Source organism: uncultured Xanthomonas sp. (genome assembly GCF_964278005.1).
Taxonomy (GTDB): Bacteria; Pseudomonadota; Gammaproteobacteria; order Xanthomonadales; family Xanthomonadaceae; genus Xanthomonas_A; species Xanthomonas_A sontii.
The window spans coordinates 490,586-506,843 of sequence record NZ_CAXYKF010000015.1; the positions used below are offsets into that span (position 1 = coordinate 490,586).

Below are 16,258 nucleotides of genomic sequence, written 5' to 3' on the forward strand. Positions count from 1 at the left end.
TATCACCTTTATGAAATAATGAACTCGAAGAAAATGACGATTTATGTTCCGATATTTTGATTGTGCGCGTTCCATGTATACGGAATGCACCATCGACCGCGATGCGGGACGCCGCGCGGTGCGTGACGGCGAAGCATGTCGTGCAGATGTCATGCACGTTGGCGGTCGCGATGGTCGTCGCTGATTTTTGCGGGGCGATGCGATACCGGCCCCGCGATCGCATCGTGCTGTCCGGCAGCCGGCATCGTTTCCAAATCCGGTCGGCCTGGATCGGCCGCGCGTTGCCGCCCTGACTGGCGCGTCGGCAATGCCGCATCCGGATCAAGGATGCGGCTGGCAGCGCGGATCGTCGATGGCGCAATCGCCGAAGCCCAGCACCTGCACGGTGATCATCGCCGGCGCTTCGCCTGGCCCGGGAGCGCTGCGTGCTGCCAGATCGCCGACCGCATCGGAGACCGCCGCTGCGGCGTTGGACGCCGCGCTCAGCGCGCCGGTGTTGACGTTGCGCGCACTACCCACGCCGACCGCGTCGCCCTGGACCTGGATATTGTCCGCATTGGCAACGAACTGTGCGGCCACGATCAGATCGCCGCTGGCACGGATGCCCGCGTCGCCCGCATCGACGGTGCCGCGGGGGGCCACCAGCACGGCGTTGCCGCGCGGATCGTCGACCGACGCCTGCAGCGTGGCGATGCCGGCGCCGCTGACCTGGCCGCTGGCATCGAGCATGCAGTACTGGTCCTGGTCGCACAGGTAGCGCACTCGGGCACGCTCGGCACTGGTCTTGCTGCCCTTGCCCGCGTTGATGTCGCCGTTGGAACTCCACATCATCAGGTCGCCGCCGCGCTGGGTGAACACGCGGCTCTGCGCCAGCAGCACGCTGGCGTCGGTAAACACACCGATGTCGCCGCGTCCCACCGCCAGGATGCCCTGTTGCGCCGGACCGATCAGCACGGTGCCCTGGCTGTCCACCACCGTGGGCGGCGCCAGCACGCTGCCGACCTGCAGGCCGCCGCCGGGCCCGAGGATGCGGATGTCGCCACCGCGTTCGGTCTGCAGGGTCGAGCCGCGCATGTCCAGCGTGCCGGTCAGGCTGAGCGTGGCGGCGCCGTTGCTGCCGCCTTCCAGGTTGTTGCGGGTGTAGCCGAACCGCGCAGGAAACAACGCTTCGATCGCCGCATAGCCGCGCGCGTACTTGTGGTAGTCCGCGCTGGCCGGATCCGCATAGCCCTCGCCGACGCGCTTGAGCACGTCCAGGAACACGCGCTCCACCAGCAGACGGCGCTTGTCGACGGGCAGTCGCTCGAAGCGCTGCCAGGCGCTGGCGGACTCGCCCGTCTCTTGGGCCAGGACGCTGCGCGCGGCCGTTGGCGCCGCAGCGGGGAAGGCCGCGTCCTGCGCCTGCACGAAGGCGAGCAGCCATTGCTGGTAGGTGGCGGTGCTGTGCGCGCCTTGCGGATCCAGATACAGCGCGGCGAAGGCGTCGATGTCCTCGCCGTTGGCCACGCCGTAGCGCACCACCAGGTCTGCGCCGGCGCTCGGCAGCCCGGCATTGCGGCGGTTGCCGGTGGTGCGGATGCCGCCGGCATTGCGGTCGTGCAGCAGATTGGCGGCGAGCGCCTCGTTGGCGGAGGTCAGCGGCCCGAGATTGCGGCCGGCCTCGACTTCGAACGTGCCTGGTCCGGCCAGTTCCAGCCATCCCCAGTGCACCGCGCCGCCGGTGCCGGTATCGCGGGGTCCGCCCTGAATCGGGGTGTAGTACAGATCGCGGCCGGCCTGTACGCGGGTGACGTCCGAGGCGCTGGCGTTCTGCGCGCGCAGGTCGAGGTTGACGATGTCGCGTCCGGCGCGGATGTCGGCCGCGGTCGGGACCCGCAGGGTCAGCGGATCGACCAGGTAGCCGTCGGCGGCGTGGCCGCCGATCAGATCGCCATTGCGACTGTACAGGCGGACCGGTTGCGCATCGTCGCGGTGCAGGTCCAGTGGCGTGCCGCTGCCTGCGGCGGCGTCGTTGCCGTCGTAGCCGCCGGCCTCGTCCAGCATCGCCAACTGATACTTGCTCTTGCTGGCGCTGAGCGTGTCGTCGAACAGGCGGATGTCGCCTTGCGCCATCGCCTCGAGCTGGCCCTGAGCCGAAGGATACAGCCGGGCGCTGGCTTCGAACTGCACAGCACCGCCATGCGCGATCGCCCGCAACTGCGCCGGCAGCACAGTGTCGAACACGCTGCCGCCCAGGATCAGGCTGTCTGCCTGGCGCTCGGTATCGCGTTCGCCGTTGCCGAACAGCAGCGCCGGCAACTTCAGCGTGCCCAGGCGCACGTCGCCGGTGAGCGACTGGATCTCCACCGACGAGGCGTTGCCGTAGTCGGTAACGGCGCGGCCGCCGTCGCGCAACAGCGCCGCGACGCCGCCGGAGGCGATCACGTAGCTGGGGTTGACGATGGCGCCGAGGTCGGCCTCGCCGCCGGCGCGGATGCTCCACTGCCCATCCTGCACCGCGAACACCGGGTCCACCGCGCTGCTCACGCTGCGCAACGTGCCGGCGGCGTCGTAGCCCTGTCCCTGCAGCGCGAACGCGCTGCCGAGGCTGCCGCCGGCGGTGAGCGTGCCGCGGCCGCGGGCGACGAAGTAGTCGCCGCCCAGCACGTCGCGTCCGGCGTCGACCCGCAGGTCGCCGCCGCCGTAGGTCTGCCGGCCCTGAGCGGTCAACCGGTAGCTGGTGGGCAGCGACACCGACAGCTCGCGGATGTCGCGCCCGGCCTGTACCGCGACGTCGCCGCCGCTGCTCATCACGCCCTGGGCGAAGCCGCCGTAGTTGATCAGCCCGGCGCGCGGCGTGCTGCCGTCGTTGCTGAGCGGGTTGCCGACCTGCAGCCACGGCCACCAGTACTGGCCAACGTAGTTGCCGGCCACGCCGGTGCGGCTGCCGTCGCGATCGAAGACCTGGCGATTGCCCAGGATGTCGCGGCCGGCCTGCAGCCGCAGGTCGCCGGCGGCTTCGGCGGTGGCCTGGGCGCTGACCACCTGGTCGGCGCTGCGGCTGCCGTCGTCGCTGCGCACGATGCGCAGATCCGCGGCGTCCTCGCTGTCGGGCGCGGGCCGGCCGGCGCTGTAGAGGCTCGCCGGCGCGTCGGCATCGGCGAACCGCAGGTCGCGCGCGGCGGCGATCTGGATGCTGCCGATCCCGGTACGCACCACCGTGGGCAGCAGCAGGTCCTTCTTGCCGCTTTCCTGATAGCGCTGGTGGCCGTCCAGCACCACGTCGGCGTCGCTGCCGCGGCGCAGCGCATCCGGCCGCACCGCGGCGAAATCGGCGCCGGCGACGATGCGATAGCGGCTGCTGTCGCCACCGATCAGGCTGCTGGTCGCCAGCGGCAACGGGTTGTCCGCCGCGGCCTGCAGCGACGGCGTATTGTGGGTTGCCGCCGGCAACAGCGGTCCCAGCACCGGCGCCGAAGGCAGGGCGAGCGTGGCCAACCCGAACACCCCGGCATTGGACAGTTCGGTGTTGTAGTCGAACAGCGCAAGCAGGTAGCGCTGGTAGCCGGCCAGATAGGTCGCATAGTCGGTCGGCGAGGTCGGCGCCTGCGGTGCCTGCGGTTGATCCGGGTAGTCCTGCACCGGATAGCCGTTTTCGGGCGCATAGCTGTAGATCACGCCTTCCAGCAGATTGGTCGGCAGTCCGCCCAGGGTCTGCGGCTGTTGCAGCATGCTCAGCAGTTGCAGGTACTGGCCGTAGTACTGCTGCGCCTCGTCCTGGTCGGCGCCCGGATCCGAGGCTGGCGCCGGCAGCAGGCCGTCGATGCTGACGAAGGCATTGTTGAAGGCGTTGTCCAGCAGCGCCTGGTAGGCGCTTTCGGCGCTGCTGTACGGCGCCTTCGGGCCGCCGCCGCCGAACGGATTGCGCAACTGGTAGAAGCCGTCGCTGAGGCTGGCCTGGAGGCTGACGGCGCCCTGCGCGCGCAGGCTCAGCACCGGCGCGTTGCCGTTGTAGCGGAAGTCGAGCCGATCGCGGTCGGCGCCGGAACCCAGGTTCCAGGCGCTCATCACCCGAATCTCGCCGCCGTTGATGTCCGGGTCGGGATTGCGCAGTTCGATGCCGGGGCGCGCGCGCAGGTTGGGCAGGTTGGACAGGCGCGCCTCGAATGCGAAGCCCGGTTTCTGCACGAAGCCCATCAGCGTGCCGGGCGTGCCCGCCGCATCGTCGGCGTAGCCGTAGAAGCCGCGATGCGCGGCGTTGGCGGTGTCGGGCACGAAGGCATAACGGCTGAGGTAATCGGCGACCTGCGCGGGCGTGGTCGGCGCAGCCACCGCATTGCCGGCCAGGTCGGTCCAACTGCCCGGCAGCAGCGCACCCTGCGCGTCGTACCAGCCGGCCGGATCGACGATGCCGTCGAAATGCTTGGCTGGATCGCTGCTGGCGTCGGTGGTGCTCCACACGGCGTACGCTTCCAGGCCGACCTCGCGCGCGCCGCGGATGCGTGCGCCTTCGGCGACGCCGACATTGACCTCGCCGTCGGCGAGCAGCGGCGTGCGGATCTGCACGCTGCCGCCGGACAATCCGCCGGCGCTGCCGCCGGAGACGTCCAGCAGCGCATCGGCGCCCAGCGCGATTCGGCCGGCACCGTCGGCCTGCACGTTCTGGTAGCCGTAGTCGGCGTTGAGGGTGCCGTCGGAGCGGCCGCCGGTGCCCAATTCGATGCTGCCGCCGCGCCGGTCGGCCGCGCTGCCCATCGCCAGCAGGCGGCCATCGACGGCCACGCCGTGGCGGCCCCACAACGCGATGCTGCCGCCTGCCGCGCCCGAGGCGTCGATGCTGCCGGCGATGCGCACGTTGCCGTCGTCCGGATCGGTGCCGGGACGGTCGGCGCCACCGTCGGCGGTCAGCCGCACCGTCGCCGCGCGCAGCGTCGATCCCGCACTCAAGTCCAGGTTGCCGCTGCGCGCATGCACGTCGATGCTGTCGTCGAAGCCGCCGCCGGCCAGTTGCGCGGACAGGGGATCCAGGGCGATGGCGCTGGCGGCATCGAGTGCGAAGCGGCCACCGTGCCCCTGTTGCGCGTGTCCGTCGAGGGTGCCGGGCAGGGTCACGCGGCCTTGGGGTGCGGCCAGGGCCACGCCGCCGGCATCGGCGTTGCCGCTGGCGCTCACGATCAGGCGGGTTGAGGCGTCGGCGCGCACGTCGCCGACGTCGGCCTGCACGGCGATCGTGCCGCCTGGCGTCGAGCGGACGGTGCCGTAGAAGGTGTCTGCCATCCCGCTGGCGTCGAGGGTGGCGCCGTCGTGCAGATTCAGCGCGCCCGTGGTGCTGCGCAACGCGATCGCGCCGGAGTTGGCGCGGATCAGTCCGTCGCTGTCGAGCGTCGCACCGATCAGGCTCACGCTGCCGCCCAGCGGCTGCGCGGCGCTGCCGGTACCCGCCGTCCGTTGAAGACGCAGTGCGCCGCCGGTACGCAGCGCCTGGTCGGCGCCGGCGTCGGCCAGCAGCAGCGGCGTGCGCAGGTCGACGTCGCGGCCGCCGAAGTCGAACTGGCCGCGGTCGCGCACGTACAAGGTCTGCGTCGCATCGACCGCGACGCTGGCGAAGCCGCCGAGCTGCTTGTCGCCGCCGGCGAACGTCACCTCGCGGCCTTGCAGGTGCAGCCGTCCGGTCTCGGCCGCGGCGGTCTTCGCCGTGGCGCTGCCGCCCTGATTGGACAGGGTCAGCTGATCGGCGCCGAGGGTGACGTCGCCGCCGTCGCCGAGGAAGCGGCCGGCGCTGAGGGTCAGCGCGCTGCCGACGTGCAGCTCCAGGCCGCCGGCGAGTTCCATGTCGCCATAGCTGTGCAGGCCGATCTGGCGCGCCTGCGCGAACTGCGCCAGGCTGCCGGTGCCGAGCACCAGGCCATCGGCTGCGCCACTGGCGGCCTGTGGATCCAGGCGCACACGTCCGGCGCTGGCATCGATGCGCTCACCGCGCAGCAGCGCGCCGGCGTCGATCGCGGTGTCGCCGGTGGAATCGAGAGTCAGGGCGGCGGCGCCTTCGAGCAGCGCGCCGGCGCCGACCTGCAGGCGCGCGCGGGCCTGCTCCGCGTCCGGCACGTTGCTGCGCACGATCGATGCCGGGCCCACGCTGGACAGGCGCAGCAGCGCGCCGTCGCCGCTGGCGCCGCCCGTCTCGCCGAAGGACAGCGTGACGGCACCTCGGTCGCCGCTGCCGCCCTGGGCTTGCAGCACGCTGCCGGCGTCCACGCGCAGGCCGGCATCGGCATCGCCGATGCCGCCGGCCACCAGCAGCAGTTCGGGCGCGCGCAGTGGCGTGGCGGCGTCGTTGCTGACCCGCAGCCGTTCCGAGGTCACCTGCACGCGCAGGCCGGCGTCGGTCTGCGTGCGGGTGCCGCCGAGCAGCAGGCTGCCGGCGTTCAATGCGTTCAGCGCGGCGGCATCGACCCCGACGTAGCCGGGCGCCGCGCTCTGGCCGCTGCCCAGGACCTGCAGCGCGCGCGCAGCGATGTCCACCTGCGCGGCGTTGCCGCCGCTGGCCGCGGCGGTGGCCAGGCTGGCACCCAGTCCGAGCGCGCTGCCGGCGGCCAGCACCAGTTGTCCGCCGTCGCGCGGCAGTTGCGGTGCGGCGGCACCGCGGCCTGCCGCCTGTGCCGCGAAGAACGACGTGGCGCTGGTCGTGGTGTATTCCGAATACAGGCCCCAGGTCGCCGCCGATTGCACTTCGAACAACTGGCTACGGGCGTGGCGAGTGCCGCTCAGGGTGTCGACGAAGTAGCCGGCGACCACCGCGGTGCCGTCCGGTGCAGTCAGGTTCTGTGCGGCGGTGGCATCGTCGCTGCCGCTGCGTGCGACCACGCGGTAGGCGCCAGGCAGGGTGGCATACCTGGCCGGCAGCAGCGTGTAGTCGCCATCGGCCAGGCCGGGCACGCCGCTCAGATGTACGGCGCTGCCGAGCGCCGGGGCGCCACCGTTGCGTTCGAACGCGGCGTCGCTGGCCGCGACCGGGCTCTGTGCGCCGGGCACGATGGCGTAGACCGCACGTGCGTCCGGATACAGCGGGACCTGCACCGCACTGCCGCTGGCATAGCTGGTGTTGCTGGCCGCGAGCAGGTCGCGGCTGCCGCCGGTGCCCGGCACCCATTCGCTGGCCTGCAGGTCGCCGCCGCCGGACAGGTCCACGTTGGCGCCCGGCGCCAGGGTCACGCTGTCCGCGTCCACCCGGATCTGCTTCTGCGGCGGCGCGGTGAGCGCGGTGCTGCTGCCCTGCGCGCTGCCGTCGTAACGCCATTGGCTGCCGTCGACGGTAGCGCCGTAGGGCAGCACTTGGCCTTGCAGCGAGACCGAGGTAGCGCTGCCCGCGCCGAGCCGTACCTCGCGCGTGGCGGTGAGCGCACGGTCGCCGAACACCGCGCGTGCGGCGGCATCGTCGGGCGCGGCGACGCCCAGCAGCAGGCGACCGCCAGGCGCGCGCAGGCGGCCGTCCTGGTCGATCCGGGTCGCGTCCAGCGCGAGCGTGCCGCCGGCCGACAGCGGCAGCGCCGGCAGCGTGCCTTGCGCCTGCAGCGCGATGCGGGTGTCGGCGCGGCTGCCGTCGGCGCCGGGCGCGCCGAGCGCGCGCACCAGGAAGGTCTCGCCGCTGCCGGGATACACCTGCGCGGCGCTGATGGTCAGGTTGCCGGCGGTCAGCAGTTCCCCGGCGCGCGGGGTGGCCACGCCGTTGGCGTCGACCAGATACGCGTAGGCCGCAGGGGTGTGGAACCGCACTGCGCCGCTGCTCGACAGGCGCGCGTCAGCGACGCCGTCCAGGGCGAACTGGCCACCCAGGTCGATGTGTGCGGCGCTGACTTCGAGCGCGGTGGCGCCCGGCGCACCCGGTTCGGTCAAGCGGGCGTTCGCGCTGCCCGGCGACTGCCAGCCGTTGAGGCCGACGTAGGCCGCGCGCAACGTGACCTGGCTACTCGCGGCAAGGACGCCGAAGCCGATGGCAGCGTCTGGCAGCAGCGCATAACGCGGCGCGTTGAACACCATGGCCCGCGCGACCGCCAGATCGACGTCGCCGGCGAAACCGATCGGCACCTGCGGGCGCGGTGCCACGCCGGGCGCCTGGTCGCCGACCAGCAGGGTGTCGATGCCGCTGTCGCGCAGGCGCTCGGCCGCGAAATACAGCGGGCCGGGCGTGGCCGCAGCCGGCAGCGGCGTCCCCGGTTGTGCGATGGCGGGCATGCGGCTGTCGTTCTGCGTGAACACGATGCCGCTGGGGCCCGGCAGCAGTGGCGTGGCGCCCTCGCGCAATTGCAGCGCCTGCAATGCCAGGGTACCGCCGCGGTCTTGCGCGGTTCCGCCGCCGGCGCGGATGCGGCCGTCGAAGAACAGGCCGGTGCCGGCAGCAAGATCGAGGCGCCCGCCTGCGCTTCCCACCGTCTGCGCCTGCAACGTCTCGCCGCCGCCTAGCGCGCTGTTGCCGGTTGGCAGGTCGAATACGGCGCTGCTGCCGGACAGGTCCAGTTGCGCGCCGTTGGCGACCGCGATGGCGCCGCTGTCGTTGCTGAGCGTGATGTGGCCGCCATCGAGGACGCGCCCGTTGCGCGGCTGGCGCAGGCCGCTGGCGGTGGGTTGCAGGGCGGCTTGCGGGTCGAGCAGGGCGATGCCGGACACGTCCAGGTGGCTTTCAGCACCCAACCATACGACGCTGCCGGGGACGGCGTGGGCGCGGCCGCGGTCCACGGCCGGCGCTGCGGACAGGCCGGCATCGGCCGAGGTGTCGGCGGAGACGCTGATGTCGCCGCCCCTGGCCTGGATGCCGCCGAGGATCGCGACCTGGCCGCGACCGCCGACGCGCACGGTCGCGCCGGGGTCCAGCGACAACTGCGCGCCCTGGTCCAGACGGACTTGCCCGCTGGCGCCGCTGCGGCTGGGATCGCCGGCGACGCGGCCGAGGAAATCGCCGCCGCGCAGCGCGAAATCGGTGGCCGGTCGATAGAAGGCGTCCAGGGTGCCGAGCGTGGCGAAGCCGTTGCCGCCTGGCTGGGCCGCACCGCCGACCACATCGCGGCCGCTGGCGGCGCCACGCAAGGCCTGCAGGTCGGGAAGCAGATTGCGTTGGCTCACCCGTACCTGGGTGCCGGCCGCGACGGTAGCGTCCTGCTCGGCGGCGAGGTCGTAGCCGCCGAAGCCCTGGCCGGCGAAGAACCCGGGATCGAGCTGCAGCACGCGCGCGTCGGCGGGCGCGGCACCGCCGATCTGGATGCCGAAGGCGCGCAGGCTGAGGGTGCCGCCGCCGGCGAAGCTGTCCGCGCGCAGGCTGGCCGGGTCGAACTGCAGCAACCCTGCGCCGTCGCCGGGCGCCAGATCGGCGGTGTAGGTCGGTGCGCCGGGATTTTCGCTCTGCGGACGCACGTAGGTCCGCAGCGCAATGTCGCCGCCATGGCCGAGCGGGCGGCCCTCGCGCATGGCCAAGGCGCCGTTGCGATCGACGTAACCGCCGCTGGAGGCGTCGAGCACCGCGCCCGAGGCCACCCTGATCGCGCCGCTCTGGTCGCTGTCGGTGCCGCTGAGCGGATCGGTGAGGCGCAGTTGCAGCGCGTCCAGGGTGATGCGTCCGCCATCGACGAAGGCACTGCCCTGCGCGTCCTCGCCGAAGCGCCGGTCGTCGTTGACCCAGCGCCCGCTCACGTCCAGGCGCGCATTGGCACCCAGCAGCAGGTCGCCACGTCCCAGCAGGGCATTGCCGCCCTGGCGCGGGTCCTGCACGGTGGCGATGCCGCCGGCGCTCTGCAGGGCGATGCTGCCCGCGTGCGCGGTCAGCGTGCCGTCGATCTGCAGGCGCTGCGCCTGCAGCGACAGCGTGCCGCCATCGGCGACCTGCAAGGCCGTACCTGGCGCCACCTCGATCACCGGCGCATTGCCGATCGCCACGCTCTGCACGCCGCTGCCGTCGAGCATGCGCGCGGACAGCTGCGACCAGAACAGCGGATTGTCGCGCGCTTGGGCCTGGCCGGCGGCGCCCGGCAGGTCCGCCGCCGGCGTGGGCAGATCCAGGCCCTGCGGCCACGCGACCGCACTGTCGACGATCTGCCAGCTGCGCCGATCGCGGCTGATGTCGCCGTTCACCGAGGCGCCGATGCCGCTGTTGTAGAGGCCGGCGTCGCTGTCGATGCGCAGGGCGCCGCCGTGCGGCAACGTGCCGCTGGCGCGTTGGTAGCGGCCGGCCAGGGCCTGCGCGGAAAGATCGCCCGCCAACACCGCCACGCCCAGTTCCTGACCGCTGCCGCTGGAATGGCGCCCGAGTTCGATGTTCAGCGCGCCTGCGTCGCCGCCCTGCAGGTAGTCGCTTTCGTAGTAGCGGCGGCTGCCGAGCAGGGGATTGGCGAAGGTCTCGCTGATGCCCCAGCGCGTGTGCGCCACGCTCTGGCTGCCGGCGATGCCGAAATAGCGCATCGACGGATCGGCATCGGCCAGGTCGTACAGGCGTCCATCGGCGCCCAGCAGGCGCGGGGTTTCGACCATCCCGCCGAGCATGTGCACATAACCGCCGTCCAGCCTCACCTGCGCCCCCGGCGCGATCGCCAGGTCGCGCGCGCCGATGTTGATGGTGCCGCCGTTCAGCAGCATCTGATCGATATCGCGCGGCACCTGGTCGACATAGCCTTGCGCGTTCAGCAGCGGACTGCCGACCCAGGCCTGGCCGTCCGCACGCACGCCGCTGGCGCGCCGGTCGAACCGCAGCGACTGGCGCAGCAACGCGCCATCGCGCTGCAGCGGCGCATCGGCCAGTTCGTTCTGGCCCACGCGCGGGATCTGCACCAGGTTGCGGTCCATCGGCATCTGCACGTCGGCGATGCCGGACACATCCAGTTGCGCGCCGCTGTCGAGCAGGATGCGGTTGTTGAGCAGGGCGCGGCCGCGCAGCAGCGTGGTTTCCCGGCCCAGGCCGAGCAGATCCACGCTGCCGCCGGGGGCGAAGGTCAGCGATTGTCCGCGCAGGGCCATCTGCGCGCCGGCCAGGACCATCTTCGGCCCGAGGAAGGCCAGGTCCGACGCCGGGCTGGAGGTGGTGGTCTCGCCGTCGCGTTCGGGCAGGATCGCGGTGACGGCCCCCGGCGCCAGCTCCAGGGCGCCGCCCTTGTAGTTGACCAGGGCGCCGCCGCCGAACTGGTTGTCCTGGTCGATCGCCAGCAGCATCACGCTGCCCGGGCGGCTGATGCTGGTGGTGGCCTGGACCAGGCCGCGCTGCTGCACCTGATAGCCGACCAGGGTGGCGTTGCCGCGCGTGGCGGCGACGATGCCGCTGTTGTCGAGCCGGCCGACCCCGGAGCGGTCGCTGCCCACCGGCGAGACGAAGTCGCCGAAGCCCAGCGGCGCCACGCTGCCGCTGGCGCCGCCCAGCAGTTGCTGCAGTTCCTGCGACTGGCGCAGGCCCAGCACTGCCGCCAGCAGCGCCTGGCCGTCCTGCGCGGTCACGCTGCCGGCGTTGCTGACGTTCGGTGCGGCGATCAGCGTGTAGCCCTGGCTGCCGCTGGACAGGCGCGCGCCACTGTCGATGCGGATATCGCCGGGCGTGCGGCCCGCGGCCAGGCTGTCCAGACCGCTCAGCACCACGCCGCTCTGGCCGGCGCTGCCGAACAGGCCACGGGCCAGGAACGCCTGATCGCTGCGCGCCGGGTTGGCGTCGAACAGATCCAGCGAGGACACCAGCAGCGAGTGCGTGGCGACTTGGCTGGCGCCGCCGAACAGCACGCCGTTGCGATTGAGCAGATACACCTGGCCCGTGGCCTGGATGCTGCCCAGGATCCGGCTCGGCGCGGCGTTGGGGTCGTTGACCCGGTTGAGCGCGATCCACTGCGCCGCGTCGGCGCCGCCGGCGGACTGGTCGAACTGCAGGCGGGTACGGCTGCCGACGTTGAAGGTTTCCCAGTTGAGGATGGCCTTTTTCTGCGTTTGCTGGATGGTGACCTGGGTGGCACCGTCGACGCTCTGCTGGGTCGGCGCGCGCGCGCCCAGCCAGATGTTGCGTTGGCCCAGGCGCGGGTCGTCGCTGCGCACCGGACCCGGATCGATCACCACCGCGTCCGGCACCTGCAGCCCGCCCTTGCCGAGGCCGTCGGGCACGCCGGTGTGCTGCGCGGCCTGGGCCGCGGCGCGCGCGCTCGCCTGCGCCGCATCCAGCGCCTGGCGTGTCTGCGCGGCGCGCTGGAAGGCCTGCAGCGAGGTCTGCGCCAGCTTGCTGGCGGCCGCCGACTGCAGTCCCTGACGCTGCGCCGCCGCCGCGGCCTGCGTGCCCGGATCCGCGCCGCGACGCACGAACGGGCTGCTCTGCGCCTCGGCGCGTCCGACCAGAACGGCCGAGATCGCCACGCTCAGCAACAGCGGGCGCAGAGGGCGGCGGGAATGGCGGTGGATGCGGGGCATGGCGGCGGTCTCGGTGGCGGCGCGTCAATGCGCCGGAGCGAACGGGGTGGAAAACGCGGGCGGCGGCGGCCGCTGCGGCTGCAGCGATCGGCCGTACGCGGTGCCGTAGCGCTGGCGCAGCGCGGCCGGGGTCGGCTGGCCGCGCTGCAGCGGATCCAGCGCGGTCGCCGCACGCGTCAGCGGCGAGGCCGCTGGGCGGGCGCGGGTCGCGGCCGCCTGCAGTGCCTGGTTCAGGCAATCCAGGTGACCGGCAACGTCCTCGCCGACGCGCACCTGCACGCACGGCGTGGCCGGCGGCGGCGCGGCAAGGCCCTGATGCGTCGGCAGTGCGGCCAGCGCCAGCACCAGGCCGAGGGTGACGCGCTGGATCACGGCGCGGCGTCCTGCTGCGCCGCGATCGGCAGCGGCGGCGCGGGCGCTGCGCAGGCCTGGGCCTGTGCGTCCTGTTCGGCCAGGCGGTCTTCCAATTGGCGGACCCGGTTCTCGCGCGTCACCCTGGCCATTCCGAACAACTCGCGGCCATGGCTGCGCACGAAGCGCACGAAGGCAGGATCGCGGTACAGCGCGGCCAGTTCGCGGGCGCTGGCGTACAGCGCCGCGCTGGCCGCGGCGCAGTCGCGCGCACGCGCACGTTCCTGCCGCAACTGCGCCTGCTGCGCCGCCAGCGCCTGCTGGTCCTGCACAGCGCGTTGCGCGGCCTGCTGCTGCGCCTGCTGCTGGCTGCGTTGCTGGCTCAGCGCCGCGTCGTGCTCCTGGCGTAGCTGTTGCAACTGGCGTTGCAGGGCCGCCTCGCGGCCCGGGTCGGCGCTGCGCGGCGGCGGCGTCGCGCGCAAGGCATCGCGCTCGCGCTCGGCGGCGGCGGTGGCCAGTTGCTGCTGCACCAGTGCGGCCTCGGCCTGGCGCAGCCGAGCGCTGGTGTCCCGCAACGCGTCGCGCAGGCGGGCCTCGTTGCCCTCCTGGGCCTGCGCCGGCGCGATCGCCAGCAGCACGGACAGGACCGCGAAGACCAGGCGGAAGTCGGACGGACCGCGCATGTCAGAACTCCGCGCCCAGATCGAGCTGCAGCACGTCCACCGCGTAGGGCGGACCGGAGATCTGGTTGGCGCTCAGCCAGCGCAGCCCCAGCCAGGTCTTGCGCGCCAGGGCATAGGTGCCGCCGACGATGAAGCCGCGCGCATTGGTGCCGCCGAGGTGGAAATCCGAATCGGTGAACCCGTCGGGCACCGCATCCGACTCCAGGTAGCGGTAGCCGAGACTGACGTTCCACTCGCCAGGCTGGGCCGGCTTGGGCTGGCCCACGGTGAGGTTGAGCGCGTAGCCCATGTCGCCGCCTTCGAACACGCCCTGGTTGCCGAGGTTGTTGACCGGACCGAGCGCGAGGATGCGCGCGGGATCGTAGCGGGTGTTCTTGACCACGTCCGCCTCCACCGAGACGATGACCGGATCGAATTGCGCGAACTGCAGTTGCGCGTGCAGGTCGGCCACGCCGAACTTGCTGGCGTAGCCGTAGTACTGCAGTTGCGGTCCGTTGGGATTGGACGGGTCGGCGACGATGTCGCGCAGGGCGAACAGGGTGTTGCCGAACTGCTGGAACTGCGGCCGCGAGCCGTCGCTGTCGCAGCTGTCGGCCGAGGTCGGCGCCAGGCACGGCGACGAGCGCTTGCCTTCGAATTGGTCGTACTCGAAATAGCCCAGCCCCACGCGCAACGCGGTGGCATCGGCGAAGCGCCAGTTCGCGCCGACCTGCACACCGTACATCCACTTGTCGCGGCTGCGGGTCTTGCTGGTGCTGGTGGAACCGAAGTCGAAGTCGGTGTTGTAGACCGGGAACAGGCCGGCGCTGGCCCAGGGCGCGAACGTCGCGTCCGGATCGGAGGCGGCCAGGTCGTAGCGGGCGGCCACGCCGTCGAAGTTGAGGTCGCTGTCGAATACCAGTTCGCTGCTCCAGAACGGATTGGCGAAACGGCCGAAGGACAGCGACAGCGCCTCCAGCGGGGTCAGTTGCAGCGCAGCGCGGTCCAGCCACAGCGAATACTTGGAAAGATTGCCGCCGCTGCCGAGCGTCTGGTTGGTGGACACCGGGCTGCGGTCGCTGCCGGTGGCCAGGCGCAGATCGGCCTGGACCCAGTCGGCGATCTGCGCGCTGACACCCAGGCGCGCGCGCAGGCGCATGCGGCTGCGGTTGCGGGTGGTGTTGACGAACGGCGCGTTGTTGGCGCCGACCACGTCGAATCCGGAGCCGGCGTTGATGTCGCCGAAGTCCGGGAAGAAGGCGTAGTTGCCGTCGGGGTGGAACACGCCTTCGCCGCGCACCCGCAGATCGCCGTACAGGCGCAGGCGCTGGGTCCATTCCGGCAGCGCCCCGGGCGCCGCCCAGCCTTCGGACTTGGCCTGCGCCGTGACCTCGGCGCGCAGTTCGTCCTTGATCTGCTGGCGCACCGGCTCGGGAACGTACGGCACCACCACCGCGCCGGGTGCGGTGGCGTAGGCCGGCGTGCCGGCGGGCGAGACAGGCGCGGCCGCCGGCAGCGCGGCGGCCTCCCGGATCAGGTCGTCGGCCTGCGCGCGGGTGAGCACGCCCTTGGCCACCAGCAGGTCGATCAGGCGCAGGGTGACCTGCGGATTGGGCTGCGCAGGATCGACCGAGGCCGCTGCCGATTGCGCCAGCGCCGCGGCGGGCGCGAGCAGCAGCGCCAGCGCCGCCATGCGCAGTCGGGAAGGACGGAGGGAAGGGAGCGGAAGCGTCATGCGCGAAGTCCTGGATGTGAAACGCGGAAGTCAGCCCGGAGCGAGGGCTCCGATGCGCAACTGGATGGGTTGGGGCAGGGCGGGCGGCGGCGGTTGCGGCAACGGCTGGTTCTGCAGCGCCCGCACGATCGCCGCATCCAGTTCCGGCCGACCGGCCGAGCGCAGCACTTGCAACCGGCCGATGCTGCCGTCAGGGTTCAGCCACAACGCGACGGTGGCGGTGTACCGGCCCTTGCGCGTGCGTTCGTCGCGCTGCAGCACCTGCTGCACGGCGCGCTGCACGCTGGCGGCGTAGCTGGCGAACGGGCTGCCGCCGCCGCCCTGGCCGCCGATACGGGTGCCGCCTCCGGCACCGGCCTGCAATCCGAAGGCGTTGTCGCCCGGGCCGGCGGGTGCGGTGAGCGGGTCGCCTGGCGGTGTGGGCGCAGCCTCGGGCTTGGGCGTCGGCTCGGCGGCCTGCAGCGGCTTGGGCGGCAGGCGCTCCTGCGGCTTGGGCGGCTCGGGCTCCGGCTTGGGCGGTGGCGGAGGGGGCGGCGGGGGCAATATGACCTGGGTGATGCGCGGCGGCTGCGCGCGCGTCGGCATGACCGGATGCGGACGCAACAGCATCGTCGCCAGCCAACCGAGCAACAGCAGCGCCAGCAGCCCTGCGCCCGGCAGCAGCCAGCGTCGCGCAGGAGCCACGGGCGAGGGCGGCATCGGCGTCATCTCAGCCGGCCGCCGGCCGTTGCGAAGCCAGGCCGATCGATGCGATGCCGAGCCGGCTGCACAGATCCAGCACGGCCATGACCTTCTCGTACTGCACGCTGCGGTCGCCGCGCAGGATCACCGGCAGTTCGGCGTCGCTGGCCAGCGCGTTGCGCAACTGCTGCTCCAGTTCACTCATGCTCACCGGCACGGCATCCAGGCTGATCTGGCCGTTGTTGTCGATCGCGATGACCTTCGTTTTCGGCTCGGACAGCGGCTTGGCCGCGCTGGCCTTGGGCAGATCGACCTTGATGCCTTGCACCGCCGCGGTGGTCATGATGATGAAGATCACCAGCAGCACGTACGCCAGGTCCAGCATCGGCGTGATGTTGATGTCGTCGTACGGCTTCTTGCCTTGCACCTTCATCGG

Annotated in this window: 6 protein-coding genes; all 6 read right to left on the bottom strand. The window is 72.2% G+C overall.

The features are described from left to right. Window positions 1-321 precede the first annotated feature (321 nt). The 6 genes from ACHWVH_RS10645 to ACHWVH_RS10670 are packed head-to-tail and all read right to left on the bottom strand — an operon-like array spanning window position 322 to window position 16,255. Window positions 322-12,393, bottom strand: coding sequence for a filamentous haemagglutinin family protein (locus tag ACHWVH_RS10645; protein ID WP_394687110.1), 12,072 nt, complete (start codon window positions 12,391-12,393; stop codon window positions 322-324). A 24-nt stretch (window positions 12,394-12,417) separates the two neighbouring features. Then, entirely contained in the window at window positions 12,418-12,765 is a 348-nt protein-coding gene (locus ACHWVH_RS10650; protein ID WP_295925637.1) for a hypothetical protein, read from the bottom strand. Next, window positions 12,762-13,427: a hypothetical protein gene (locus ACHWVH_RS10655; protein WP_295925640.1), complete on the bottom strand. Its 666-nt coding sequence runs from the start codon at window positions 13,425-13,427 to the stop codon at window positions 12,762-12,764. The genes ACHWVH_RS10650 and ACHWVH_RS10655 overlap by 4 nt, the downstream gene beginning before the upstream one ends. A gap of 1 nt (window position 13,428) precedes the next feature. Beyond that, entirely contained in the window at window positions 13,429-15,141 is a 1,713-nt protein-coding gene (locus tag ACHWVH_RS10660; protein ID WP_394687111.1) for a putative porin, read from the bottom strand. Between the two features lie 30 nt (window positions 15,142-15,171). Then, window positions 15,172-15,840: a TonB family protein gene (locus tag ACHWVH_RS10665; RefSeq protein ID WP_267102819.1), complete on the bottom strand. Its 669-nt coding sequence runs from the start codon at window positions 15,838-15,840 to the stop codon at window positions 15,172-15,174. 10 nt (window positions 15,841-15,850) lie between these two features. Continuing rightward, entirely contained in the window at window positions 15,851-16,255 is a 405-nt protein-coding gene (locus ACHWVH_RS10670; RefSeq protein WP_152237666.1) for a biopolymer transporter ExbD, read from the bottom strand. Between the last annotated feature and the right edge of the window lie 3 nt (window positions 16,256-16,258).